Annotated in this window: 22 protein-coding genes; 14 read left to right on the top strand and 8 right to left on the bottom strand. The window is 70.6% G+C overall.

What is annotated here, in order from left to right:
* Window positions 1-45 precede the first annotated feature (45 nt).
* The 4 genes from C8E83_RS11555 (at window position 46) to C8E83_RS11540 (ending at window position 3,915) form a co-directional block, all read left to right on the top strand.
* Window positions 46-306: a hypothetical protein gene (locus C8E83_RS11555; protein ID WP_121370031.1), complete on the top strand. Its 261-nt coding sequence runs from the start codon at window positions 46-48 to the stop codon at window positions 304-306.
* Between the two features lie 86 nt (window positions 307-392).
* On the top strand, window positions 393-1,451 hold the full coding sequence (locus C8E83_RS11550; RefSeq protein WP_121370030.1) for an NAD(P)-dependent alcohol dehydrogenase: 1,059 nt from the start codon (window positions 393-395) through the stop codon (window positions 1,449-1,451).
* A gap of 30 nt (window positions 1,452-1,481) precedes the next feature.
* Window positions 1,482-2,732: an MFS transporter gene (locus tag C8E83_RS11545; RefSeq protein ID WP_121370029.1), complete on the top strand. Its 1,251-nt coding sequence runs from the start codon at window positions 1,482-1,484 to the stop codon at window positions 2,730-2,732.
* 226 nt (window positions 2,733-2,958) lie between these two features.
* Window positions 2,959-3,915 carry a hypothetical protein gene (locus tag C8E83_RS11540; protein ID WP_121370028.1) on the top strand — a complete coding sequence of 319 codons (957 nt, stop codon included), beginning with the start codon at window positions 2,959-2,961 and terminating at the stop codon, window positions 3,913-3,915.
* A 54-nt stretch (window positions 3,916-3,969) separates the two neighbouring features.
* Here the strand turns inward: C8E83_RS11540 and C8E83_RS11535 are convergent, their stop codons facing one another.
* From C8E83_RS11535 to C8E83_RS11520, 4 genes are all read right to left on the bottom strand, one after another.
* On the bottom strand, window positions 3,970-4,557 hold the full coding sequence (locus C8E83_RS11535) for a hypothetical protein (RefSeq protein WP_121370027.1): 588 nt from the start codon (window positions 4,555-4,557) through the stop codon (window positions 3,970-3,972).
* Window positions 4,558-4,605: 48 nt separating this feature from the next.
* Window positions 4,606-5,544, bottom strand: a complete 939-nt coding sequence (gene cysK / locus C8E83_RS11530; RefSeq protein WP_121370026.1) for a cysteine synthase A — start codon at window positions 5,542-5,544, stop codon at window positions 4,606-4,608.
* A gap of 63 nt (window positions 5,545-5,607) precedes the next feature.
* Window positions 5,608-6,339, bottom strand: a complete 732-nt coding sequence (locus tag C8E83_RS11525) for an Abi family protein (protein ID WP_170159923.1) — start codon at window positions 6,337-6,339, stop codon at window positions 5,608-5,610.
* Window positions 6,340-6,471: 132 nt separating this feature from the next.
* The gene (locus tag C8E83_RS11520; RefSeq protein WP_121370024.1) at window positions 6,472-7,797 is read right to left on the bottom strand and encodes an NtaA/DmoA family FMN-dependent monooxygenase; all 1,326 of its coding nucleotides are present in this window, start codon (window positions 7,795-7,797) and stop codon (window positions 6,472-6,474) included.
* 182 nt (window positions 7,798-7,979) lie between these two features.
* Here C8E83_RS11520 and C8E83_RS11515 point away from each other — a divergent pair, with 182 nt between their 5' ends.
* The 6 genes from C8E83_RS11515 to C8E83_RS11490 all read left to right on the top strand — a co-directional run bounded on the left by C8E83_RS11515 (window position 7,980) and on the right by C8E83_RS11490 (window position 14,416).
* Window positions 7,980-9,527 (top strand): ABC transporter substrate-binding protein, encoded by a 1,548-nt coding sequence (locus tag C8E83_RS11515; RefSeq protein WP_245981625.1) that lies wholly within the window; start codon window positions 7,980-7,982, stop codon window positions 9,525-9,527.
* Window positions 9,528-9,529: 2 nt separating this feature from the next.
* Window positions 9,530-10,567, top strand: a complete 1,038-nt coding sequence (locus C8E83_RS11510) for an ABC transporter permease (RefSeq protein ID WP_121370022.1) — start codon at window positions 9,530-9,532, stop codon at window positions 10,565-10,567.
* The gene (locus tag C8E83_RS11505; RefSeq protein ID WP_121370021.1) at window positions 10,568-11,470 is read left to right on the top strand and encodes an ABC transporter permease; all 903 of its coding nucleotides are present in this window, start codon (window positions 10,568-10,570) and stop codon (window positions 11,468-11,470) included.
* Window positions 11,467-12,327: an ABC transporter ATP-binding protein gene (locus C8E83_RS11500; RefSeq protein ID WP_121370020.1), complete on the top strand. Its 861-nt coding sequence runs from the start codon at window positions 11,467-11,469 to the stop codon at window positions 12,325-12,327. The genes C8E83_RS11505 and C8E83_RS11500 overlap by 4 nt, the downstream gene beginning before the upstream one ends.
* Complete coding sequence (locus C8E83_RS11495; protein WP_121370019.1) at window positions 12,324-13,160, top strand: ABC transporter ATP-binding protein; 837 nt, start codon at window positions 12,324-12,326, stop codon at window positions 13,158-13,160. The genes C8E83_RS11500 and C8E83_RS11495 overlap by 4 nt, the downstream gene beginning before the upstream one ends.
* A 68-nt stretch (window positions 13,161-13,228) precedes the next feature.
* Complete coding sequence (locus C8E83_RS11490; RefSeq protein ID WP_121370018.1) at window positions 13,229-14,416, top strand: MalY/PatB family protein; 1,188 nt, start codon at window positions 13,229-13,231, stop codon at window positions 14,414-14,416.
* Between the two features lie 87 nt (window positions 14,417-14,503).
* Here the strand turns inward: C8E83_RS11490 and C8E83_RS11485 are convergent, their stop codons facing one another.
* A complete protein-coding gene (locus tag C8E83_RS11485) occupies window positions 14,504-15,490 on the bottom strand; it encodes a LacI family DNA-binding transcriptional regulator (protein ID WP_121370017.1) in 987 nt (328 codons plus the stop codon).
* Between the two features lie 255 nt (window positions 15,491-15,745).
* On the opposite strand from C8E83_RS11485, the gene C8E83_RS11480 reads away from it, so the two are divergent.
* The 4 genes from C8E83_RS11480 (at window position 15,746) to C8E83_RS11465 (ending at window position 19,586) form a co-directional block, all read left to right on the top strand.
* Complete coding sequence (locus C8E83_RS11480) at window positions 15,746-16,516, top strand: ATP-binding cassette domain-containing protein (protein WP_121370016.1); 771 nt, start codon at window positions 15,746-15,748, stop codon at window positions 16,514-16,516.
* Window positions 16,513-17,628, top strand: a complete 1,116-nt coding sequence (locus C8E83_RS11475; protein WP_121370015.1) for an ABC transporter permease — start codon at window positions 16,513-16,515, stop codon at window positions 17,626-17,628. The genes C8E83_RS11480 and C8E83_RS11475 overlap by 4 nt, the downstream gene beginning before the upstream one ends.
* Before the next feature lie 136 nt (window positions 17,629-17,764).
* The gene (locus C8E83_RS11470; RefSeq protein WP_121370014.1) at window positions 17,765-18,751 is read left to right on the top strand and encodes an ABC transporter substrate-binding protein; all 987 of its coding nucleotides are present in this window, start codon (window positions 17,765-17,767) and stop codon (window positions 18,749-18,751) included.
* Between the two features lie 172 nt (window positions 18,752-18,923).
* Window positions 18,924-19,586, top strand: a complete 663-nt coding sequence (locus C8E83_RS11465) for an HAD-IA family hydrolase (RefSeq protein ID WP_121370013.1) — start codon at window positions 18,924-18,926, stop codon at window positions 19,584-19,586.
* A gap of 182 nt (window positions 19,587-19,768) precedes the next feature.
* Here C8E83_RS11465 and C8E83_RS11460 read toward each other — a convergent pair whose 3' ends face one another.
* The 3 genes from C8E83_RS11460 to C8E83_RS11450 form a co-directional block, all read right to left on the bottom strand.
* Complete coding sequence (locus C8E83_RS11460) at window positions 19,769-20,392, bottom strand: P-loop nucleotide/nucleoside kinase family protein (protein ID WP_121370012.1); 624 nt, start codon at window positions 20,390-20,392, stop codon at window positions 19,769-19,771.
* Window positions 20,393-20,512: 120 nt separating this feature from the next.
* A complete protein-coding gene (locus C8E83_RS11455) occupies window positions 20,513-21,979 on the bottom strand; it encodes a mannitol dehydrogenase family protein (RefSeq protein WP_121370011.1) in 1,467 nt (488 codons plus the stop codon).
* Window positions 21,976-22,698, bottom strand: a complete 723-nt coding sequence (locus tag C8E83_RS11450; protein WP_245981623.1) for a nucleoside/nucleotide kinase family protein — start codon at window positions 22,696-22,698, stop codon at window positions 21,976-21,978. Before C8E83_RS11450 ends, C8E83_RS11455 begins: the two co-directional genes overlap by 4 nt.
* Window positions 22,699-22,754: the final 56 nt, after the last annotated feature.

Genomic DNA, 22,754 nt, shown 5'->3' with positions numbered 1-22,754 from the left:
AATGTCTCGATATCGAGACATGCTGGAGCCCCGTAGAGTCGTCGCGTGACTGCTGTTCGCCGATCCTGCGCCCTGCTCGCCCTCTCGCTCGCGGTGCTGGCGGTCGTGGCCGTGCTCGTGCTGGTCGACCCGGTCTCCGCGCACGCGGCGACGAGCGCCGTCACCCCCAGCCCGGCGCCGTCCCCGGGGGCGACTTCCGGCCCGGGCAGCAACCGCGTCGCCGGATTCGCGATCGCCGCGGTGATCCTCATCGCCATCGCGTACGCCGCTCGAGCGGTGCGCCGGCGCAACGTCCACCGCGACTGAGGGCGGTCGAGGGTCGGCCCGGGGCGGTATTCCCTGCGAGGGGGGCACTGTCAGTGCACCTCAGGTGTCGCCCGGCTCCTGCGAAAATGGATGACGTGACCACGACTGTCAACGCCTACGCTGCCCTGTCCGCCACCGAACCCCTCCAGAAGATCACCATCGAGCGCCGCGACCTCGGCCCTCACGACGTCCTCATCGACATCGCCTACGCCGGCATCTGCCACTCCGACATCCACACCGTCCGCGGCGAGTGGGGCGAGATCGCCTACCCGCAGGTGGTCGGCCACGAGATCGTCGGCTTCGTCTCCGCCACAGGCTCCGACGTGTCGAAGCACGCCGTCGGCGACCGCGTCGGCGTCGGCTGCATGGTCAACTCGTGCGGCGAGTGTAAGAACTGCCTCGCCGGCGAAGAGCAGTACTGCCAGAAGGGCAACATCCAGACCTACACGGGCGTCGACCCGGCCGACGGCTCGATCACCCAGGGCGGGTACTCCGAGAAGGTCGTCGTGAACGAGGACTTCGTGCTCCGCGTTCCCGAGGCGCTCGACTTCGCCGCCGCCGCCCCGCTGCTGTGCGCCGGCATCACCACCTACTCGCCCCTGCACCACTGGAACGCCGGCCCCGGCAAGAAGGTCGCCGTCGTCGGCCTCGGCGGGCTCGGCCACATGGCCGTCAAGATCGCCCACGCCATGGGTGCCGAGGTGACCGTGCTCTCGCAGACGCTGTCGAAGCAGGAGGACGGCCTCAAGCTCGGCGCCGACCACTACTACGCCACGAGCGACCCGGCGACCTTCGAGACGCTCCAGAACGAGTTCGACCTCATCATCAACACGGTGTCGGCCCCGCTGGACCTCGACGCGTACCTCTCGACGCTCGACCTGAACGGCGCCATGGTCAACGTCGGCGCCCCGCCGGAGGCCCTGCCGATCCACGTGTTCACCCTGTTCGCCGGCCGCCGCACCTTCGCGGGCTCGTCGATCGGCGGCATCCGCGAGACCCAGGAGATGCTCGACTTCTGCGCCGAGCACGGCATCGTGCCCGAGACCGAGCTCATCTCGGTCGACCAGGTCAACGAGGCCTACGAGCGCGTGCTGAAGTCCGACGTGCGCTACCGCTTCGTGATCGACATCGCCACGCTGGCGTAACCCCTCGCTGCGGCACGGTACCGTCATAGCGTGACCGTGCCGCAGCACCCCGACGGCATGCGGTACGGCGCGATCATCGCGCTCGCCTGCAGCGCCTTCGTCTACTTCACCGCCGAGACGCTCCCGGTCGGCCTCCTGCCGCAGATCTCCGCGAGCCTCCACGTCGCCCCAGCCACGGTCGGCCTCCTCGTCACGGTGTACGCCGCGTTCGCGGCCGCCGGGGCGGTGCCGCTCACCAGCCTGACCCTGAAGGTTCCGCGGCACCTCCTGCTGATCCTGCTGGTCGTCGCGTACGTCGTGTCGCAGGCCCTCGCCGCCTTCGCTCCGAACTTCGGCGTGCTGATCGCCGCCCGCGTGCTCACGGCTCTCGCCCACGGCGTGTTCTGGTCGGTCATGGCGCCGGTGTCGTCGCGCCTCGGGCCCCGCGGTCAGGGCGGCAAGGCGTCGTCGCTCGTGCTCATCGGCAACACCGCCGGCATGGTGCTCGGCGTGCCGCTGGCCACGATCCTCGGGCAGACCGTCGGCTGGCGGGCGTCCTACGGGGTCCTGGCGGTCGCAGGAGCAGCGGCCACCGTCGGCCTGATCCTGGCGCTCCCGAAGATGCCGCCGACCCCGGCGCAGGCTTCCGCGACCATGCGGCGTCAGCTCGACCAGGCCCGGCAGGTGATCCTGTCGAAGCCGATCTTCGTCGTCTGCTGCGTCACCACCTGCGCGGTGATCGGGCAGTACGCCGTCTACACCTACACGGCACCCGTCGTCGCGCGGGCCGGAGGCATCTCGGGCACCGAGCTGAGCCTCCTGCTGCTCGGCTACGGCGCGACCGGCCTCGCCGCGAACGTCTTCGTGGGGCGTCTCGTCGACCGGCATCCCGGTGCGGCGCTCGCGGGCTGCTTCGGCGCGGTCGTGCTGGCGCTGGTCTCGCTGTCGCTGCTGCACGGTCAGGTCGTGACCTGGGTGGCCGTTCTGGTCTGGGGCGCAGGATTCGCGGCAGTGCCCCTCATCCTCCAGCAGGCCGCGCTCCGCCTGTCGCCGGGCCGCCGCGACACCGCCTCGGCCGTGCGTCAGACGGCGATGCAGATCGGGATCGCGGGCGGCTCGCTCGTCGGCGGCGCGATCCTGGCCGCCGGAAACGTCGCCTGGCTCGCGCCCTTCGGGGCCGTCGTCGTCGCGGTGTTCGGTGTGTTCGCAGTCCTGAGGCCGCGGGTGTTCCCGCTCACGACCGACCCGGCGCTCGCGCCCGTCACGACGGAGATCGAGGTCATCGCCACGCGGCGCACGTAGCCCGCGCGTACCCGGGCGGCCTGTCCGCGCCCCGGCGGCGTGTGCGCACCCTACCGGTCTGCGCGCGCCTCACCGGTGTGCGCGCGTGTCCTAGGGCGCGCGCACACGCCGGGACGACGTGCGCCGCCGTCGAGACTGCTCCTCCACACCCCGCTCGCTCCGGCCGTCTCTCCACAGATCGCGCCCGCCCACCCCACGGTTGCTCGCGACCGGCGACTCTTGCTCGATGCACGAGCTCGTCCACCCGCTTCGTTCCTCCGACTACGTCCGGTCCGGTCTCGACGACCGCGACATCCGCACGCGCGCCGCGCGGGGCGAGCTGGCGCGGCTCGCGCCCGGCGTCTACCTCGAAGCCGCCCAGTGGCGGGCGCTCGACGACCGCGGCCGGTACGTCGCGAAGGTGGCAGCCCTCGTCGACCGGCTGTCGCGTCCCGTCGCGATCTCGCACTGGTCGGCGGCGGCCGTCGTCGGGCTGCCCCACGCCGACGGGTGGCCCTCGCGCGTCGAAGTCACGGATTCTGGCGTCGTGCGATCGCGGAGCACGGCGACCCTCCTGCGGCGCGAGGGGGCGCTCCGCGCCGCCGATGTCGAGCTCTGGGGCGACCTCTGGGTGACGACCGCGGCGCGAACCGCGGCCGACCTGGCGCTGACTGAGCCGTTCGAGAACGCCGTCGTGGTCCTGGACCACGGGCTTCGGCACGGCATGTTCTCGCGAGACGACGTGCGGGAGCACCTCTCGCTCCTGCCCCGCGCCAAGCGGCTCCCGACGGCCCTCCGCGCCGTCGACTTCGCCTCCGAGAAAGCGGAGTACGCGGGCGAGTCGTTCAGTCGGGTCGGGATGGCGGTCCGCGGGTTCGTGGCATCCGTTCTGCAGCAGCCGTTTCGCGACCGTCTGGGGCTGATCGGCAACGCGGACTTCTGGTTTCCCGAAGTGGGAATCGTCGGCGAGTTCGACGGCGACTGGAAGTACACCGATCCGCGGTGGCTTCGCGGCAGAACGGCCGCCGAGGCGATCATCGACGAGAAGAGGCGGCAGGCGCGCCTGGAGGCTCACCCGCTCGTCCGTCGCGTCGTGCGGTGGGACTACGCGGTGGCCCGGAATCCCGACGAGTTGGCTCGGCGGCTCGCTTCCTCGGGTGTGCCGCGGGTGGCCGCGCCGCTTCGGCGTTCGCGCGGCTCCTAGGGGACGCGCGGACGCCGGGAGGGCGCGCGGACGCCGAGAGCGCCCGCCCGCGCATCAGTGGAGGACGCCGCGCTCGATGCGGTGGTCGAGGTGGTCGGTGATCGCGAAGGCGATCGGCTCGAGCAGCGGGCCCGGGCGCGCGTCGGACCAGTTCACCTCGAAACGGGATCGGAACCCGCTGGTCCACGGCATGTCGCGGGCGTCGCCGCGGCCCGGCCGCGACCACTTCCACTGCAGCTGACCACGGCGGTTGACCTCGACGTCGCCGGGGCCGTCGCCCACCACGATCGGCGTCGGCTCGACCGCGACCCAGGGTGCGTCGACGCGCGGGTAGATCGGGCCGCCGGGAACGTCGGCGGTGAGCATCGTGTACGGCAGGGCGACGCCGCGAGCCGTGAGGGCGAAGAGCTCGAGGGGCCAGGTCGGCGCCACGACCTTGTACGTCGGGGTTCTGCCTGCTCCTGCGGCCACCATGACGGTCTGCACCGGCTCGACGCCGCGACGGCGCAGGGCGATGACGGACTCCTGGAGCAGCAGCTCGAGGGCCCAGCCCGCGGCGACGGTCTCGGACTCCTCCGGCAGAGGGGAGACGTGGCGCCGGGGCCGGGCGAAGCGCTCGATGGCGTCGTCGAGGTCGGTCACGCAGTCCCCTTCCGGTGAGGGGACAACGCTACCGTGTCGACGAAGGGGTCAGTCGACCAGGTCCTCGTAGAGGACGGTCGACAGGTAGCGCTCGCCGTAGCTGGCGACGATCACGACGATCGTCTTGCCCGCGTTCTCGGGGCGCTTCGCCAGCTCGAGGGCCGCGTGCACCGTGGCGCCCGACGAGATGCCGGCGAGGATGCCCTCGTCGGTCGCGAGCTGCCGGGCGACCTTCACCGCGGTTCCGGCGTCGACGTCGACGATCTCGTCGTAGACCTCGCGGTCGAGCACGTCGGGCACGAAGTTCGCCCCGATGCCCTGGATCTTGTGCGGCCCGGGAGCCCCGCCGTTCAGGATCGGCGACTCCGCCGGCTCGACGCCGACGATCTGCACCGACGGCTTCTTCTCTTTGAGGTAGCGGCCGGTGCCGGTGATGGTGCCTCCCGTGCCGATGCCCGAGACGAAGATGTCGACGGCGCCGTCGGTGTCGTCCCAGACCTCGGGGCCGGTGGTGGCGTAGTGGATCGCGGGGTTGGCCTCGTTCTCGAACTGCTTCGCCGCGACCGCGCCGGGCGTCGACTCGACGATTTCGGCGGCCTTGTCGACCGCGCCCTTCATGCCGGCCGGGCCGGGCGTCAGCACGAGCTCGGCGCCGTACGCGCGCAGCAGGGCGCGGCGCTCCTTGCTCATGGTCTCCGGCATCGTCAGGATCACGTGATACCCGCGCGCGGCCCCCACCATGGCGAGCGCAATGCCGGTGTTGCCCGACGTGCCCTCGACGATGGTGCCTCCTGGCTTCAGCACGCCGGCCTTCTCAGCGGCGTCGACGATGGCGACGCCGAGGCGGTCCTTCACGCTGGCGGACGGGTTGTAGAACTCGAGCTTGGCCAGGACGGTGGCGCCCAGCCCCTCGGCGACCTTGTTCAGCTTCACCAGCGGGGTGTGGCCGAAGACCTCGGTGATGTCGTTGTGGATGCGTGCGCTCATGCCCTCATCCTGGCCTGCCCGACGCTCGCGCCGATAGGTCGTTTCTCAGGATGTCGCAGTCGCTCACGCGAGCAGCAGGGCTTCCTCATCGGCTGGGCACGCCGCGAGCAGTTCGGGCACGCGAGAATAGTCGTCGAGCCAGGAGGCCAGGCCCGGGTCGATGAAGGCTGCGAGCGCCGTCACGGCCCGATGCGCCTCGACCAACGGTATGCGACGGAACGAGCCGTCGGCCGCCCGCTCTCCTGCCAGCGGCACTCCCCAGACGATGTGCTCATGGTGCGCGATCCTGTTGCGCAGTGCTTGGACTCGCCGTGCCACGGATTCGACCATCGACCGGTCCAGGTCGCCGGCACCAGGAAATGCGGATCGCAGCGCGGGCTTGCAGAGGAGCGAGTCGTAGATGCGGCGCTCCCTCGAACCGGACGCAGTCGAGAACGAGCCTCGCCCGAGAAGCTTCACCCAGATCCCGAAGTTGAGTGTGGCGACGAGTGTGCCGGCGACGACGTCCGAGGTGGCGTCCAAGAGGTCGAGCCGGCCGCGACGCCATGCTTCGGCGATCATGCCGCGCGTGCTGTCGTCGAAAAGTTCGTCGCGCCGGAACCAGGCGTCGCCGAACGCTCCGGCGAGCTCCCGAGCCATGGCCGAACGGAGTGCGACCTCGACGCATCCGATGTCATCGAACACGGCGAGCGACACACCTGTGGCCCACCGATACAGGCCGATGGGATTCGTCGGCTGGGCGTGCACGTACGGAGCGAGTCGCGCGGCGGGGATCGTCGCGGCGAGACGTTGCACGCGTGGCCTCTCGTTTGCCGATATTCCGATTCCGAACTACGATCGAGCCATAGCCCCCGGCGCAGCGCACTCCGTGTGACGGCCGGGGTTTCTTTCTGCCCACGCCCGTCGATGTGTGGAATATCGTCGAGTTTAGGCCACAGGGCGCAGGAGCGGCGACGGCACCGCGAGGCCGAGGTGCGACCGCAGCGTCGAGCCCTCGTACGAGTCGCGGAACACCCCCTGCGACCGCAGCAGGGGCACCACCTCGTCGCGGAACAGCTGCCAGTCGGCGGGGTACTGCACGAAGAGGTTGAACCCGTCGGCGGCGCCCGCGTCGAACCAGCGGACGATCTCGGCGGCGACGGTCGCGGGCGAGCCGACGAAGGTGGCCCAGTGGGAGGCGGCCACGTGGTCGAGGGCGTCGCGGAGGGTCCAGTGGTTCGCGCGGGCTGTGTCCGCGAGCTCCTGCGCGCCACGAAGGGCACCCCGCTCGGTCGACGTGTCGACCTCGGGGAACGGCTCGTCGAGGGGAGTATCGGCGAACGAGTGCCCGCCGAAGGTGCGGGCGAGACGTGCGAGCAGCGGCCCCAGCGGCTGCGCGCGAAGCCGGGAGGTGTGGAGCGCCTGCGCCTCGGCGTCGGTGGCCGCCAGCGCGATCGACAGCCCCGGCACGAAGAGCAGCTCGTCGCGCGACCGCCCGAGCTCGAGGGCGCGCGCCGTGACGTCGTCCGCGAAACTCAGAGCCGAGGCGAGCGTGGGGGAGAAGCTGAAGATCACCTCGCCGGCCTTCGCGCTGAGGTCGCGCCCCTCGTCGGAGGCCCCCGCCTGGATCAGCACCGGCTCGCCCTGCGGCGACCGCTGGATGTTGAGCGGCCCGGTGACCTGGAAGAACTCGCCGACGTGGTCGAGTCGATGCTGCCCGGCGGGGTTCAGGAACGCGGGAGCGTCGTGCGACGTGGCGAACGCGTCGTCGTCGTACGACGACCAGAGGCCGCGCACGACCTCGACGCTCTCCGTCGCGCGCCGATAGCGCGTCCCGTAGCCGCCGTGGGCGTCACGGCTGAAGTTGCCGGCGGTGCCCGGGTCCTGGCTCGTCACGATGTTCCAGCCGGCCCGCCCGTGGCTGATGAGGTCGAGCGAGGCGATGCGGCGGGCGATGTCGAACGGCTCGCTGTAGGTGGTCGACACCGTGGCGACGAGGCCGATGCGCGAGGTGGCGTAGGCGACCGCCGAGAGCAGCGTGAGTGGCTCGAGACGGTTCAGGTGGTGGTTGGGGAACCCCGCGTCGACGTACTGGCTGTCGACGATGAAGACGAAGTCGAACAGCGACGACTCGGCCTCGCGCGCCTGCTTCACGTACCAGTCGATGTCGACGCTGGCGTCGAGGGGGATCGCAGGATCCCGCCACAGCTCTGGCGTGGAGGCGTCTCCGACCCCCACCAGCACGGCCCCGAGTGCGAGTTCCCTCGTCGTCATGAGGACATCCTTCGCCCCGATTCACAGACGACTCTTGGCGCCAGCCACATTTCGTCACACAGAGCGACACTCGTTACCGAAACGGACCGACCGGTTCCTATCCTGGGGGCCTGACGGAAACGTCCGCTGCGCACCCGATGCGAGTCACAGCGGCCGCCCCGCCCGCCAAGGAGACCCACCTCGTGACCCCACCCACACGCCACAGGAAGTTCGCGTCGCGCCTCGTCGCAGTCGTCGCCGGCGCCGCCGCTCTCGCCCTCGTCACCGCGGGCTGCACCTCGTCGTCCACGTCGACGACCACGTCGGGCGACGGCGGCACGCTCAACTGGGCGAGCGGCCAGGATCCGACCAGCTGGGACCCGGTGGTCGACGGCTCGGGCGCGGTCTTCCGCGTCACGTCGCTCGCGTACGCGTCGCTCACGACGACCAACGAGAAGGGCGAGGCGGAGCCGGCGCTCGCGAAGAGCTGGAAGTACAACTCCGACGGCACGCAGGTGACCTTCACGCTCCGCTCGGGCCTGAAGTTCTCCGACGGGACGGCGCTCGACTCCACCGCGGTGAAGGACTACTTCGTGCGAGCGCAGACCCAGAAGACCTCGGCGCTGGTCGGCGAGGGCATCTCGGTGATCAAGTCGATCGACACCCCGGACGCCACGAGCGTCGTGATGAACCTCAGCCAGCCCGACTACCAGATCCCGCTGGTCGTGGCCGAGCGCGTCGGTCAGATCACGAACCCGAAGTACACGACGGCGCAGCTGGCCCAGAAGCCCGAGGGAGCCGGTCCGTTCAAGGCGGTCACCGTCGTGCCGGGCTCGAAGGCCGTGTTCGTGAAGAACCCGAACTACTGGGACGCCAAGGACATCCACATCAAGAACGTGAACGTCTCGTTCGGCGTCGACCCGACGCAGGTCGTGTCGGGCCTCCAGTCGGGCGTCTACAACTTCGCCGACCTCGCCGCGAGCCAGGCGAAGTCGGCCAAGGCCGCGGGCCTCGACGTGGTCGTGCAGCCCGGCTTCAACGCGACGAACCTCAGCGTGAACACCACGATCGCGCCGTTCAACAACCCGAAGGTGCTCGAGGCCGTCCAGTACGCCGTCAATCGCAAGCAGATCGTCGACCAGGCCGACTTCGGCTACGGCACACCGGCCTACGAACCGTTCCCCAGCAACTACATCGCCTACGACAAGGGATCGGCGAACAAGTATCCGTACAATCCGAAGAAGGCCAAGCAGCTGCTGGCCGAGGCGGGGTACCCGAACGGATTCTCCGTCACCTTCACCGTCGGCACGCTCGTGCCCACGGCCGAGAACGAGCTCCTGCAGGCACAGTTGAAGGCGGTCGGCATCAACGCGACTCTCAAGGTCGACCCGAACTGGGCGACGTCGTTCTTCGCCAAGAAGCTGCCGATCTCGACCTACGGCACCACCGGCCGCGACTCGCCGGTCCAGACGCTCCAGGCCCACTTCGGCGCAACCGGCGCGCTCAACTCGAGCGGCAAGGACGGCGGCGCGGCCTACCAGGCGGCGATCAGCAAGGCTCTGGCGACCCCGCTGACCTCGCCCGACTACCAGAAGAACATCCAGGCTGCGACGGCGGCCGGCATGGCGACGACCGGCCTGATCTTCACCGACACCCTGCCGAACCTCTTCGTGAAGACGAAGGCGGTCTCGAGCATCCCGAAGATCCCGGCCAAGGTCACCTGGACCGGCGTGACCATCAGCGGAAGTTGAGCATGGCGACCGGAACAGACGTCGAGGTGCGGCGCGCGGTGCGCGCGTCGCGGAGGGCACCGCGGACCTCGGGTTCGCTGAGGCTCCAGCGGGTGGGTTTCGCGATCCTGCGCCCGTTCCTCATCTTCATTCCGGTCTTCGTGTTCGGCACGTTCATCACGTTCCTGCTGGGCACGCTCTCGGGCCTGAACCCGGCGTACGTGCAGCTGGGCGACGCCGCCACCCCGGCGGCCGTCGCCCGGCTGAACCACCAGTACGGGCTCGATCGGCCGTTCATCGTGCAGTACTGGTCGTGGTTCACCGACCTGCTCCACGGCTCCCTCGGCGTCAGCTGGACCGACGGGGTGCCGATCTCGACCATGATCGGGCAGCGGATCGGCATCAGCCTCTCCGTCGCGATCGTCGCGCTCATCATCGGCGTGGTCTTCGGCGCCGCCTTCGGCACGCTCGCCGCCGTCTTCCGCACCTCGTGGATCGACCGCGTCATCACCGGCATCACGTCGCTCATGTCGGCGCTCCCGCCGTTCACCGTGGGCATCGTGCTGGTAGCCGTCTTCGCGGTGCAGCTGCACGCGCTGCCGTCGGCTGGGTACGTGTCGCTGTCGAGCGGCTTCGGCGTCTGGTTCAGTCACGTGATCCTGCCGGCCACCGCGCTCAGCCTCGACATGGTGGCGGGCGTCGCCCGGCAGCTCCGGGCCGGTCTCGTCTCCGCCTCCGGCCAGAACTACGTCATCGGCGCTCTCGTGCACGGCCTCAGCCCGCGCCGGATCTTCTTCGTGCACCAGCTCCGCAACGGCGGCGGCCCCGCGCTCGCTCTCGTCGGCCTCAACTTCCCGACCCTGCTCGGCGGCGCCGTCGTCACCGAGTCGATCTTCGGCCTCTCCGGTTACGGCGTCTTCGCCTCGACCTCGGCGCTGCACGGCGACGTGCCGGCGGTGCAGGGCGTGCTCGTCGTGTCGATCGTCATCGTGGTCGGCTTCAACCTGCTCATCAACATCGCGCTCAACCGCATCGATCCGGCCGCGAAGAGAGGGGTCTAGGTGTTCTCGCGTCTCCTTCGCCTGCCGACCTTCTGGGTCGCCGCCGTCATCCTCCTGTTCATCCTGTTCCTCGGCTGCTTCGGCACGCTGCTCGCCCCCGTCAACCCGCTGACGGGCGGCGCGACGATCCTCAAGGGGCCGTCGGCGGGTCATCTGCTCGGCACCGACTACCTCGGCCGCGACGTGCTCAGCCGCCTGCTCGCAGGAGCACCGGTGAGCGTCCTCAGCGCCTTCGAGACGGCGGCCATCGCGCTCGTCGTCGGGACGATCCCCGGGCTCCTGTCGGTCTACCTCGGCCGCGTCTTCGAGTGGTTCACGCTCAGGATCATGGACACCCTCATCGCACTCCCGTTCCTCGTGTTCGCCGTCGCGATGACCGCCCTGCTGGGCAACGGGCTGAACCAGGCGATGCTGAGCGTCGGCATCCTGCTCGCCCCGATGTTCTACCGGGTCTCGCGCGCCGCGGCCCTGTCGGTGTCGAGCTCGCAGTACGTCGAGGCGTCCGTGCTGAGCGGCGCGTCCACTTCGTGGGTGCTCCGCCGCCACATCGGCCCGAAGGTCATCGCGCCGATCGGCATCGCGTTCGCCAACGCCACCGGCGTCGGGCTCGTGATCGTCGCGAGCCTCACCTTCCTCGGCATCGGCGTGCAGCCCCCGGCGCCGACCTGGGGCGGCCTGCTCTCGAGCGACCTCGGCTACCTCGCGTACCAGCCGTGGGCGCCGGCGTTCCCGGTGCTGCTGATCATGCTGACCGTTCTCGCGCTCAACCTCATGGCCGACGTGCTGCGCGACGTGTCCGGGGAGTCGGGGCGTGTGCTCCTGCGCCGCCGGGCCCTGGCGAAGAAGCGCCGCCGCATGCTGCGTGCCACTCCGTCGGTGGCCGGGAAGGCGGGTGTCCGATGACCACGACAGCCCCCTCCGCAGCCGCGTCGACCGCCCCGGGCGCCGCCGTCCTCGCCGTCGACGGCGTGCAGATCTACAACCACCTCCAGGACACCGTGACGGTCGAGTCCATCTCGTTCGAGGTGCGGCCGGGCCGGGCGCTCGGGATCGTCGGAGAGTCGGGGAGCGGCAAGACGATCACCTGCCGGGCTCTGCTCGGGATCCTGCCGGAGCTCTTCGAGGTGAGCGAGGGCACGATCACGCTCGCCGGGCGCGACACCGCCACGCTCTCGCGCTCGGAGTGGACGGCGCTGCGGGGCACGACGATCTCGGCGGTGTTCCAGGACCCCGCGTCGTACCTCAACCCCTCGATCCCGGTCGGCAAGCAGCTGGCCGAGATCCTCCGCGTCAAGAAGGGCCAGCCGCGCCGGGCCGCCAAGCAGAACACGATCGAGCTGCTCGAGAAGGTGCGGATCCACGACCCGGAGTACGTGTACTTCCAGTACCCGTTCGAGCTGTCGGGCGGCATGCTGCAGCGCGTGCTCATCGCCGCCGCCGTCGCGTGCGAGCCCCAGGTGCTCATCGCCGACGAGGCGACGACCGCGCTCGACGTGACGGTGCAGGCCGAGATCCTCGACCTCCTCACCGACCTGAAGGACAGCCTCGGCCTGGCGCTCATCGTGGTGTCGCACGACCTCGCCGTCGTCGCCGAGCTGTGCGACGAGGTGCTCGTGATGCGCGAGGGCCAGGTCGTCGAGCAGGGGCCGACCGAGCGGGTGCTGTACGAGCCGTCGCACGAGTACACGCGGCTGCTGCTCGACGAGCACCACCGGTTCGGCCTGGAGCGCTTCCTGCGGAAGCCGGAGGAGACCGCATGACCGCACAGACCCCGATCCTGAGCATCCACGACCTGCAGGTCTCGTACGGCCGGGGCAGCCGCGAGAAGCAGGTGATCTTCGACGCCTCTCTCGAGATCGCCACCGGCGAGGTCATCGGCCTCATCGGCGAGACCGGCTCGGGCAAGTCGACGCTCGCGCGCACCGTGCTCGGCCTGGTGAAGGCGTCGGGCGGCCGCGTCGAGTTCGACGGCACCGACCTCAGCCGGCTGAAGCCGGCGCAGTGGCGCGAGTTCCGGCGGTCGGGCGTGCTGCAGTACGTCTTCCAGGACCCCCAACGCAGCCTCGACCCCGAGTTCACCGTCGAGCAGTCGATCGCCGAGCCGCTCGTCACGCAGGGGCGCCTGTCGTCCGCCGAGATCGCCGCGAAGGTTCGCGAGTACCTCGCACGCGTCCACCTCGACGAGAGCCTCCTCTCGCGCCTGCCCGGGCAGATCTCGGGCGGCCAGCGGCAGCGCGTCGCGATCGCCCGCGCGCTGGTCTCCGAGCCGAAGCTTCTGATCCTCGACGAGCCGGTCAGCGCCCTCGACTCCGCGAACCGGGTGCAGATCCTCGAGCTCCTGCAGTCGCTCGCCGGGCCCTCGGTCTCGCTGCTGTTCATCTCGCACGACCTCGGCTCGGTCGCCGGCATCACCGACCGCGTGGTGGTGCTGTACCGGGGCAGGATCGTGGAGGTCAACTCGACCGACGCCATCATCAACGCACCGCATCACGCCTACACCCGCCTGCTCGTCGGGTCGGCGCCGACGCTCACGGGGGCGGCCTCGGCCCGGGCGACGCGGGAGGAGCTCCGGGCGAAGATCGCCGCCGACTAGCGCGCTGAGGTTTACGCGGCGTGACGCCGGACTCGCGGCAGCGCCCGCACGGCGGGAGAATGGCTCGCATGCCAGGCGACATCGACGAGCTCGACCCCACGGGCCACATCCGCAGCGCCCGCACGAGCATCAAGTGGACCCGCTACGCCCCCAGCGTGTTGCCGCTCTTCGTCGCCGAGATGGACTACGGCGTCGCCCCCGGCATCCAGGAGGCGCTGATCGAGCGCGTCCGGCAGTCCGACCTCGGCTACCTCGACGGCCCCGGCCCCCTCGCCCCCGCCTTCGCCGGCTTCGCCGAGCGCCGCTGGGGCTGGCGGGTCGACCCGTCGCGCGTCCACATCGCCACCGACGTCAGCGTCGGCATCGTCGAGACCCTCCGTGTCGCGCTGCCCGACGGCGGCGACGTCGTCATCACGCCGCCGGTGTACCCGCCCTTCTTCGAGCTCGTCGACGAGGCCCGATGTCGCGTCGCCGAGGTGCCGCTGGTCGAGCGCTGGGGCGAGTACTCGCTCGACCTCGACGGCCTCGAGCGGGCCTTCCTCGCAGGAGCACGGGTCTTCCTCCTCTGCAACCCCCACAACCCGATCGGGCTCGTCCACTCGCACGAGACCCTCGCCGCCGTGGCCGACCTCGCGGCGCGGTACGACGTGCTCGTGGTGAGCGACGAGATCCACGGGCCGCTCACCCATCCTGGCGTCGTCTTCACGCCGTTCGCGACCGTGGCCGAGTCGCGCGGAGCCCGCTCGGTGACCGTCACGAGCGCCAGCAAGGGCTGGAACCTGGCCGGCGTGAAGTGCTCGGTCGTCGTGGCGGGCGACGACCGCTCGGCGGCGTTGCTCGACACCCTCAACGACGAGGTCGCGTGCCGCACGTCGATCCTCGGGCTGCACGCGAACATGCGGGCGTTCGAGCACGAGACCGAATGGCTCGACGAGGCGGTCGCCCGCGTGGCGTCGAACGCGCGCCTGCTCGCGGCCCTCGTGCGCGATCAGCTGCCGGGCGTCGTCTTCAGGATGCCTCGGGCCGGCTACCTGGCGTGGCTCGACTTCCGCGGGCTCGGGCTCGGCGACGACCCGGCGGTGCCGCTGCGCGAGCACGCCTACGTCGCGCTCAACTCGGGGCTCGGGTTCGGGCGCGAGGGGCGGGGGTTCGCACGACTCAACCTCGCCTGCGAGCCCGACACGCTGCGCGAGGCCGTCGCCCGGATCGCGGCGGCCTACCCGTCGAGCATGCAGGGCGCCGTCGTCTGGCGCTAGAGCGCGCTCGCGAGCTCGATCCCGGGCGACTTCACGCATCCCGGCGCGCCGCGCTCGCCCGGAGTGCGTCGAATCGCCCGGTGTCCCTTACGACGCGCGGACGGACGAGCCGCGCTCGACGAGCTGCACCGGCACCACCGTCGCCCGCTTGAGGCGCTTGCCGGGCGTCTCGATGCGGGTGAAGAGCCGCTCGGTGGCGAGCAGGCCGAGCCGGTCGGGATCCTGGTCGATCACCGTCACCGACGGCTGCAGCGACGCCGCCATCGGGAAGTCGCCGAAGCTGACGAGGGCGACGTCGGTGCGGTCGAGGCGCTGCAGCGCCGGGAACACCTCCAGCGAGGTGCGCGCGTTCGACGAGAAGATCGCGGTGGGCGGGTCGTCGATGCGCAGGAGCCGGCGCACGGCATCCGCGGCGTCATGCGTCGACGCCCGCACCAGCAGCTCGGCCCGATCGTCGAGCCCGAGGTCGGCGACGGCCTGCCGGTAGCCGCGGACGCGCTGCTCGGTCGTGCTGACGGGGTCCGCGTCGCCGACGAAGCCGACCCGAGTGTGCCCGAGCGAGTGGAGGTGGCGGGTGGCCTCGTAGGCCCCGCCGAAGTCGTCCTCGACGAAGCTGTCGCCGGTCACCCCGGTGGGCGTGCGGTCGATGAAGACCGCGGGCATGTTCACGAGCCACGGCGCGAGGTAGGCCTGGTCGGCGGCGATCGGCGCGATGATGAGGCCGTTCACCTGCAGCCGCAGCAGAGACTCGACGGTCGACTGCTCGAGGGCGGGGTCGTCGCCGAGGCTGGTCACGGCCGTCGACATGCCCCGCAGGCGGGACTCGCGGTCGACCGAGCGGATGATGGCGGCGAAGAACGGGTCGCCGATGTCGGGCACCGCGATCCCGACGACCGAGGCCCGACCCGACCGGAACGTGCGCGCCATCATGTTCGGCACGTACTTGAGCGACTCCATCGCCTCGGAGACGCGGCGGCGCGTGTCGTCGGTCACGTGCGGGTCGTCGTTGAAGACCCTCGACACGGTCTTGGCGCTCACCCCGGCGAGCTTCGCGACATCCTGCATCGTGGTCATCGCCGCACCCCTCCATGTCATGGATGACGTGATCTGCGTGTCACGCATGACATGAATCCGCCATCGGTGAGGCCACGCTAGCAAAGCCGCCGAGAAAAATGTGCTTGACATCGATGACATGGCTGGGTACTTTCAACCTGTCAACCGATGCGGCGCCCCCGACAGAGCGCCGCGATCGGAGGAAACGAGCTTCGATGACGCAGCCGAAAGCGCGCCGTCGTCGCCCGTCGATCCAGAGAGCTGGAGGCAGACGCCATGACCGTCGGACAGATTCCCATCCTCGAAGCACGAGGGCTCACGCGCAGCTTCGGCAGCGTCCGGGCCCTCGACGCGGTCGACTTCGAGATCTACCCGGGCGAGGTCGTCGCGCTCATCGGCGACAACGGCGCCGGCAAGTCGACGCTGGTCAAGGCGCTCTCGGGCTCGCTGGCCCTCGACTCCGGCGAGATCCTCTTCGCGGGCGGCAGGGTCGACCTCGACAGCCCCACCGCGGCCAGCCAGCTCGGCATCGAGACCGTGTACCAGGACCTCGCGCTCGCACCGCACCTCAACCCGGTGCAGAACATGTTCCTCGGCCGCGAGCTGCCCAGGAAGGGCGTCGCCGGCAGGTTCGGGTTCCTCGACAACAAGGCCATGGCGCTCCGCTCGAAGCAGGCCTTCGACGACCTCGGCGCCACGGTCCGCAGCCTCACCGACCCGGTCGGCGGCATGTCGGGCGGCCAGCGCCAGGCGATCGCCATCGCCCGCGCCGTCGCCTGGGCCAAAGGCGTCGTGTTCCTCGACGAGCCCACCGCGGCCCTCGGCGTCGTCCAGACCAAGAACGTCCTCGAGACCATCCGCCGCGTCCGCGACAAGGGCGTGGCCGTCGTGTTCATCAGCCACTCGATGCCGCACGTGATCGAGGTGGCCGACCGCGTCCAGGTCCTTCGCCTCGGCCGCCGCGTCGCGACCTACCAGGCCAAGGACACGTCCATGGAAGAGCTCGTCGGAGCCATGACCGGCGCCGTCGCACAGGGAGCGAAATGACCACCACGAACACCGCCGCCGCGACCACCACGTCTCCGGCGCCGAAGCCGACCACCCCGCCCGCAGGAGCCGACGGCGGCCCGAACGTCTTCCGTCGCGTCCTCGGCATCCAGGCCTTCCAGATCGTCCTGGTGCTGGTCGTGATCTTCCTGGTCTTCACGGCCCTGGCCCCGACGGCGTTCCCGCAGTGGACGAACCTGCGTCAGGTGATCCAGAACATGTCGATCCTCGGCGTCCTCGGCATCGGGATGACGTTCGTCATCGTCACGAGCGGAATCGACCTCTCGGTCGGCTCCGTGCTCGTCTTCTCGGGCGTCGTGTCGGCCGACGCGATGATCTGGGTCGGCGGCGACGGCTGGCTCACGGCCCTCGTCGGCCTCGTCGTCGCGGTCGCCTCGGGCCTCGCCTGGGGAACGGTCAACGGCCTCCTCATCGCGAAGGCGAAGGTGCCGCCGCTCATCGTCACCCTGGGCTCGCTCGGCGCGGCCCTCGGCCTCGCCGAGGTCATGACCGGCGGCGTCGACATCACGAAGATCCCGCAGGTGCTCTCCGACAACATCGGCTACGGCAACCTCGTCGGCACCACTCTGCCGCTCATCTCGGTCATCGCCATCGTCTTCCTGGTCGTCTTCGGCGTGATCCTGCACCGCACCAAGTTCGGGCTCTACACCTTCGCGGTCGGCTCGAACGAGGAGGCCGCGCGGCGGGTGGGCGTCAAGGTCGACCGGCAGCTCATCTCCGTGTACGCCCTGTCGGGCGGCCTGGCGGGCTTCGCCGGGCTCCTGTCGCTGTCGCAGTTCGGCACGACGGCCATCGCCGGCCAGTCGCAGACCAACCTGAACGTCATCGCGGCCGTCGTGATCGGCGGCACGAGCCTCTTCGGCGGCCTCGGCACCATCTTCGGCACGGCCGTCGGCCTCTGCATCCCGGCGATCCTTCAGAACGGCTTCGTCATCGTCGGCGTCCAGCCGTTCTGGCAGCAGGTCGCGGTCGGCGTCGTGCTCGTCGCGGCCGTCTACATCGACCAGCGGCGGCGGGCCTCGGCGGCTCGCGGCGGGGGCAGCCCTCGGAAGGTGTCTCTCGCCGGGCTCCTGCAACGCCAGAAGAGCTGACCCCGGGCGCAGGATCCCGCCCCACACCTCTCGACCAGGGCCCTCGCGGCTCCGGCCTCCTCGACCCGTGCCCTCGGGCACCCCTCCCCGCACCACATCACACTCACAGCACCACCCTTCCTCTAGGAGCAGAACAATGAAGTTGAAGAGACAGCTCGTCTCGGCTCTCGCCCTCGGCGCCGTCGCCGCGATCGCCCTCACCGGCTGCGCGTCGGGCACGTCGTCGGCCGGCGGCACCACCAGCGCCAAGAACATCAAGATGACGTTCATCCAGGGCGTCGCCGGCGACCCGTTCTACGTCACGATGCAGTGCGGCGTCGAGCAGGAGGCCAAGAAGCTCGGCGTCACCGTGTCGACCCAGGGCCCGCAGAAGTTCGACCCGACGCTGCAGAAGCCGATCGTCGACTCCGTCGTCGCCACGAAGCCGTCGGCGATCCTCATCGCCCCGACCGACACCTCGGCCATGGAGGCGCCGCTCAAGGCCGCCGCCAACGCCGGCATCAAGGTCGCCCTCGTCGACACCACGGTCAACGACCCGTCGTTCGCCACCACGGCCGTGTCGTCCGACAACGTCGGCGGCGGCAAGGCGGCCTTCGACGCCATCACGAAGCTGCACCCGGGCGGCGGCAAGGTGCTCGTCATCTCGACCGACCCCGGCGTCTCGACCGCCGACCAGCGCGTCTCTGGCTTCGCGAAGGCCGCCAAGGCGAACTCGTCGTACGACTACCTCGGCGTGCAGTACTCGCACAACGACCCGGCGACCGCCGCCAAGCTCACCACCGCGGCGCTCGCGAAGGACCCCGACATCGTCGGCATCTTCGCCGCCAACACCTTCGCCGCCCAGGGCGTCGCGACGGGCATCCGCCAGGCCGGCAAGCAGAACACGGTCAAGGTCGTCGGCTTCGACGCAGGATCCGACGCGGTCACCCAGCTGAAGAACGGCACCGTCCAGGCGCTGGTCGCCCAGCAGCCCGCCCTCATCGGCAAGGACGCGGTGCAGCAGGCCTACAACGCGCTCACCGGCAAGAAGGTCACCAAGAAGATCCCGACCGGCTTCTTCACCATCACGAAGGACAACCTCACCGGCGAGGGCGCGAACTACGTCTACAAGACGACCTGCTGATTATCCGGGGTGCGATGCGGGTCACCGCCACGGACTTCGTACAAGCCTCGTCATCCGAGGCTGCGACCCGCATCGCGCCCGCCGCATCCCGCTGATCTGACAGCATTGGGGCCGCGCCCGCTTCGGCAGGCGCGGCCCTCGTGCGTTCCCCGCCGCCGACCGAAAGACGCCCATGACCTCCACCCGCCCCGTGCTCGACACCGTGTTCGCCGCCGTCCTCTTCGACATGGACGGCACCCTCATCTCCTCCACGCCCGCCGTGCGGCGCTCTTGGGCCCGCTGGGGCCGCGAGCTGGGCCTGCCCGAGAACTTCCGGGAGGGCGGCGGCCACGGCATGCCCGCGCGCTCGATCGTCGCGTCGTTCGTCCCGGCCGAGCAGGTCGACGAGGCCTTCGCCCGCATCGAGGCGATCGAGATCGAGGAGGTCGACGGCGTCGACATGCTCGCAGGAGCAGCGGAAGCCCTCGCCGCGATCGGCGAACCGCGCAAGGCCGTCGTCACCTCGTGCACGGCGCCGCTGTTCGAGGCGCGGATGGCCGCGGCCGGGCTCGTGCGCCCGGCGACGGTGGTCACGGCGAGCGACGTCACGAACGGCAAGCCCGACCCCGAGCCGTTCCTGCTCGGGGCGTCGCTGCTCGGCGTCGACCCGGCGCACTGCCTCGTCGTCGAGGACGCCTTCGCCGGCCTCGTCGCCGGTCGCGCCTCAGGGGCCGCGACGCTCGGCGTTGCGGGCACTCACGACGCGTCCGAGCTCGACGCCGACCTCGTGGTCTCGGGGCTCGACGCGGTGCGGTTCGAGGAGGTCGACGGGGGAGTGCGGGTCACGCTCCGCTGAGGTGCGTGCGCCTGCTCCTGCGCCCTCGGCCTGCCCCTACCCCTCCCGAAAACGACTCTGCGCACGTGAAATCACGTGCGCAGAGTCGTTTTCGGGAGGCGCAGCGCGACACAACGCGACACCTGCGACGCTTCGGAGCGTCGCAGGTGTCGCGTTGTGTCGCGGGGACAGGGCGGGGCGGGTCAGCCGGCGAGCTCGGCGGCGGGCGACGCCGCGAAGTACTCCCGCTCGAACGCGGCGATCTGCGCCGGCACAGTGAGCAGCCCGTCGACCCGCACGTGGTCGACGCCGGGGGCCCTGGTGACGTCGGGCGTGAGGAAGACGTCGGGCCGCTCGATCTTGTCGAGGTCGCGGTCGGCGCCGCGCTTGATCATGCGAGCGACGACCTCCTCCTTCGGAGTGTCGACCCAGGCGAGCGTGACGTCGGAGTCGTCGACGCCGAGCTTCACGGGCACTCGAGCCCAGGCCGCGGGGAAGGTGCGCTCGGAGGTGAACGGGGCGATGACGACGACGCTGACGCCGACGCTCATGATCTCGGCCGCCGTGTCGAACAGGCACTGGTACCGCACGTCGTTGACCGTCGCCCGGGTCGGCGCCTCGGCCGTAGGCACGTCGACGAGGAACTCGCCGCCCACGTACTCGAACAGCGGGTTCGTCACGGTGTCGAGATCGAGCAGCGCGTAGCCGAGGTGACGGGCGAGCTCGCGGCCGAACGTGGTCTTCCCGCTGGCCGGCACGCCGCAGACGAGGATCGCGCGCCCGGTCGTCGTGGCGGCGGGCTGCGGGGTCAGGGGCGTCGTGGACATCGTCGTCGGTCTCCTCGGGGGAATGGATGGCGCGATCGGCTCGCGATCACGGAAGCGGCAGGCATGTCATCGATGACATCAGGATCAATGATGCTTGCCTGTGTCACCGATGTCAAGACCTCAGACGGCCGCCGCGACGGCGTCGATCGCGGCGAGCGGCCCGGCCGTCAGCAGAGTCTCGCGGGCGGCGAGATAGCCCTCCCGGAAGCGCGGCACCGAGCCCAGGTCGCCGAACACGTCGGCGACGAGCAGCAGGCTGCCGGGGGCCGTCGGTTCCTGCCGCGCCGCCTCGACGACCACGTCGTGACGCGCGTCGACGACGCCCTCGTCGCGCTCGAGGTAGATGCTCCACGCCGCGATCACGGTGCACATCCGCTCGATCGGCCCTCCGGCCGCGAGCTGGTCGCGCAGCACCGGCAGGAGGAACTTCGGCAGCCTCGCCGACCCGTCGACCACCTGCCGCGCAAGCGTGTCGGCGATCGCCTCGCTCGAGAACCGCTCGAGCAGCTGGTCGCAGTACGCCGCGAGGTCGATCCCGGGCACCGGTGCGAGCGTCGGGATCGCCTCGGCGTGCATGTAGCCGAGCAGGAAGGCGCGGAACCGCTCGTCCCGGCACACCTCGTGCACCATCGTGTGCCCGGCCAGCAGCCCGAGGTACGACATCGCCTGGTGCGACGCGTTCAGCAGCCGCAGCTTCATCAGCTCGTACGGCTCGACCTCGGGCACGATCTGCACGCCGACGGTCTCGAGGGCCGGGCGGCCGAGCACGAACGAGTCCTCGAGCACCCACTGCTCGAACGACTCCGAGAGCACGGGCCAGGCGTCGTCCAGGCGCAGGATCGACGACACCTCCGCGCGGCCGGCGTCGCTGGTCGCGGGCGTGATCCGGTCGACCATGGAGTTCGGGAAGGTCACCTCGGCCTCGATCCAGTCGGCGAGGTCGGCGTCGACGAGGCGGGCGTACGAGGTGAGCGCCGTCCGGGCCACGCGGCCGTTGCCCGGGATGTTGTCGCACGACATCACGGTGAAGGCCGGGACACCGCGGTCGCGTCGGCGGCGCAGACCCTCCGCGATGAGGCCGAAGACGCCGGTGGGGGCGCCGGGGGAGGCGAGGTCGGCGGCGATCGCGCGATCCTGCGGCCGGAACTCGCCGGTGGCGTCGTCGACGGGGTAGCCGGCCTCGGTGACGGTGAGCGAGACGATGCGCGTCGCGGGGGAGGCGAGGCGCTCGAGGACGGCGTCGTAGTCGTCGGGCGCGAACAGGTAGTCCATGATCGAGCCGATGACCCGGGCCTCGGTCGTGCCGTCGGGCGCGCGGGTCACGAGCGTGTAGAGGTGGCCCTGCTCGCCCAGCGCGTCGCGCATCGCGGCGTCGCCGGGCAGCAGGCCGACGCCGCAGATGCCCCATGCGTCGGCGGCCGCGTGGTCGTGCCGGAAGAGCCGGTCGAGGAACATCGCCTCGTGCGAGCGGTGGAACGCGCCGACGCCGAAGTGCACGATGCCGCAGGACGCGGGGTCGCGCGGGTAGTCGGGCGTGCCGACGGTCTCGGGCAGCGAGGGCAGGGCGGCGGGGGTGAGGCGGGTCATCGGGGGTCTCCTTGTGGCGTCGGTGTCGGCCCCTGTGACGTCGATGTCAGAGGGTGCGGCTGTGCGTCGAGCCGGGCGAGGGCGACGACGAGGTCGGCTCGTGCGGCGGTCGCCTCGACGATCCGCGCGTTGGGCTCGTCGACGTGGTCGACCCAGTGCTCGGCCGCACCGTGCGGATGGCCGTACGAGAGGCGGCGGGCGACGAGGCGTCGGCGGCGTTCGGCCTGCGTCACGTGGACGAACCACGCCTCGTCGAGCAGCGGGCGGACGCCCTGCCAGCCGCCGCCGTCGAGCAGCAGGTAGTTGCCCTCGGTGATGACGAGCGGCACGTCGGCGGGCACCGGCGCCGAGCTGCCGATCGGCTCTTCGAGCGAGCGGTCGAAGACGGGCGCGTAGATGTCGGCGTCGCCCGGCCGCTGGGCCCGGAGGCGCGCCAGGAGGGCGGTGTAGCCGTCGGTGTCGAAGGTATCGGGGGCGCCCTTGCGGTCGGCTCGGGCGAGTCTCGCCAGCTCCTGCTGCCCGAGGTGGAAGCCGTCCATGCCGACCAGAGCGGCGCTGTCTCCCAGCGCGTCGAGAAGGGCCGCGCTCACGGTCGACTTGCCCGAGCCGGGCGTGCCGACGACGCCCAGGATCCGCCTGCCACCCTTCGCCGCGAGGCCCCTGGCCCGGTCGACGAGCTCGTCGAGGGTGGTCTCGGGGAGGGGATCTGCGCTGGTCACACTCGAACCGTAGATTCTTCGTGTCATCGATGTCAAGATGGTCTCGATTCCATGAC

Origin of the sequence: Frondihabitans australicus, from assembly GCF_003634555.1 — a bacterium.
Classification (GTDB): Bacteria; Actinomycetota; Actinomycetes; order Actinomycetales; family Microbacteriaceae; genus Frondihabitans; species Frondihabitans australicus.
The sequence above is the reverse complement of the archived record's forward strand: the minus strand, read 5'-3'. Positions and strand labels throughout refer to the sequence as shown.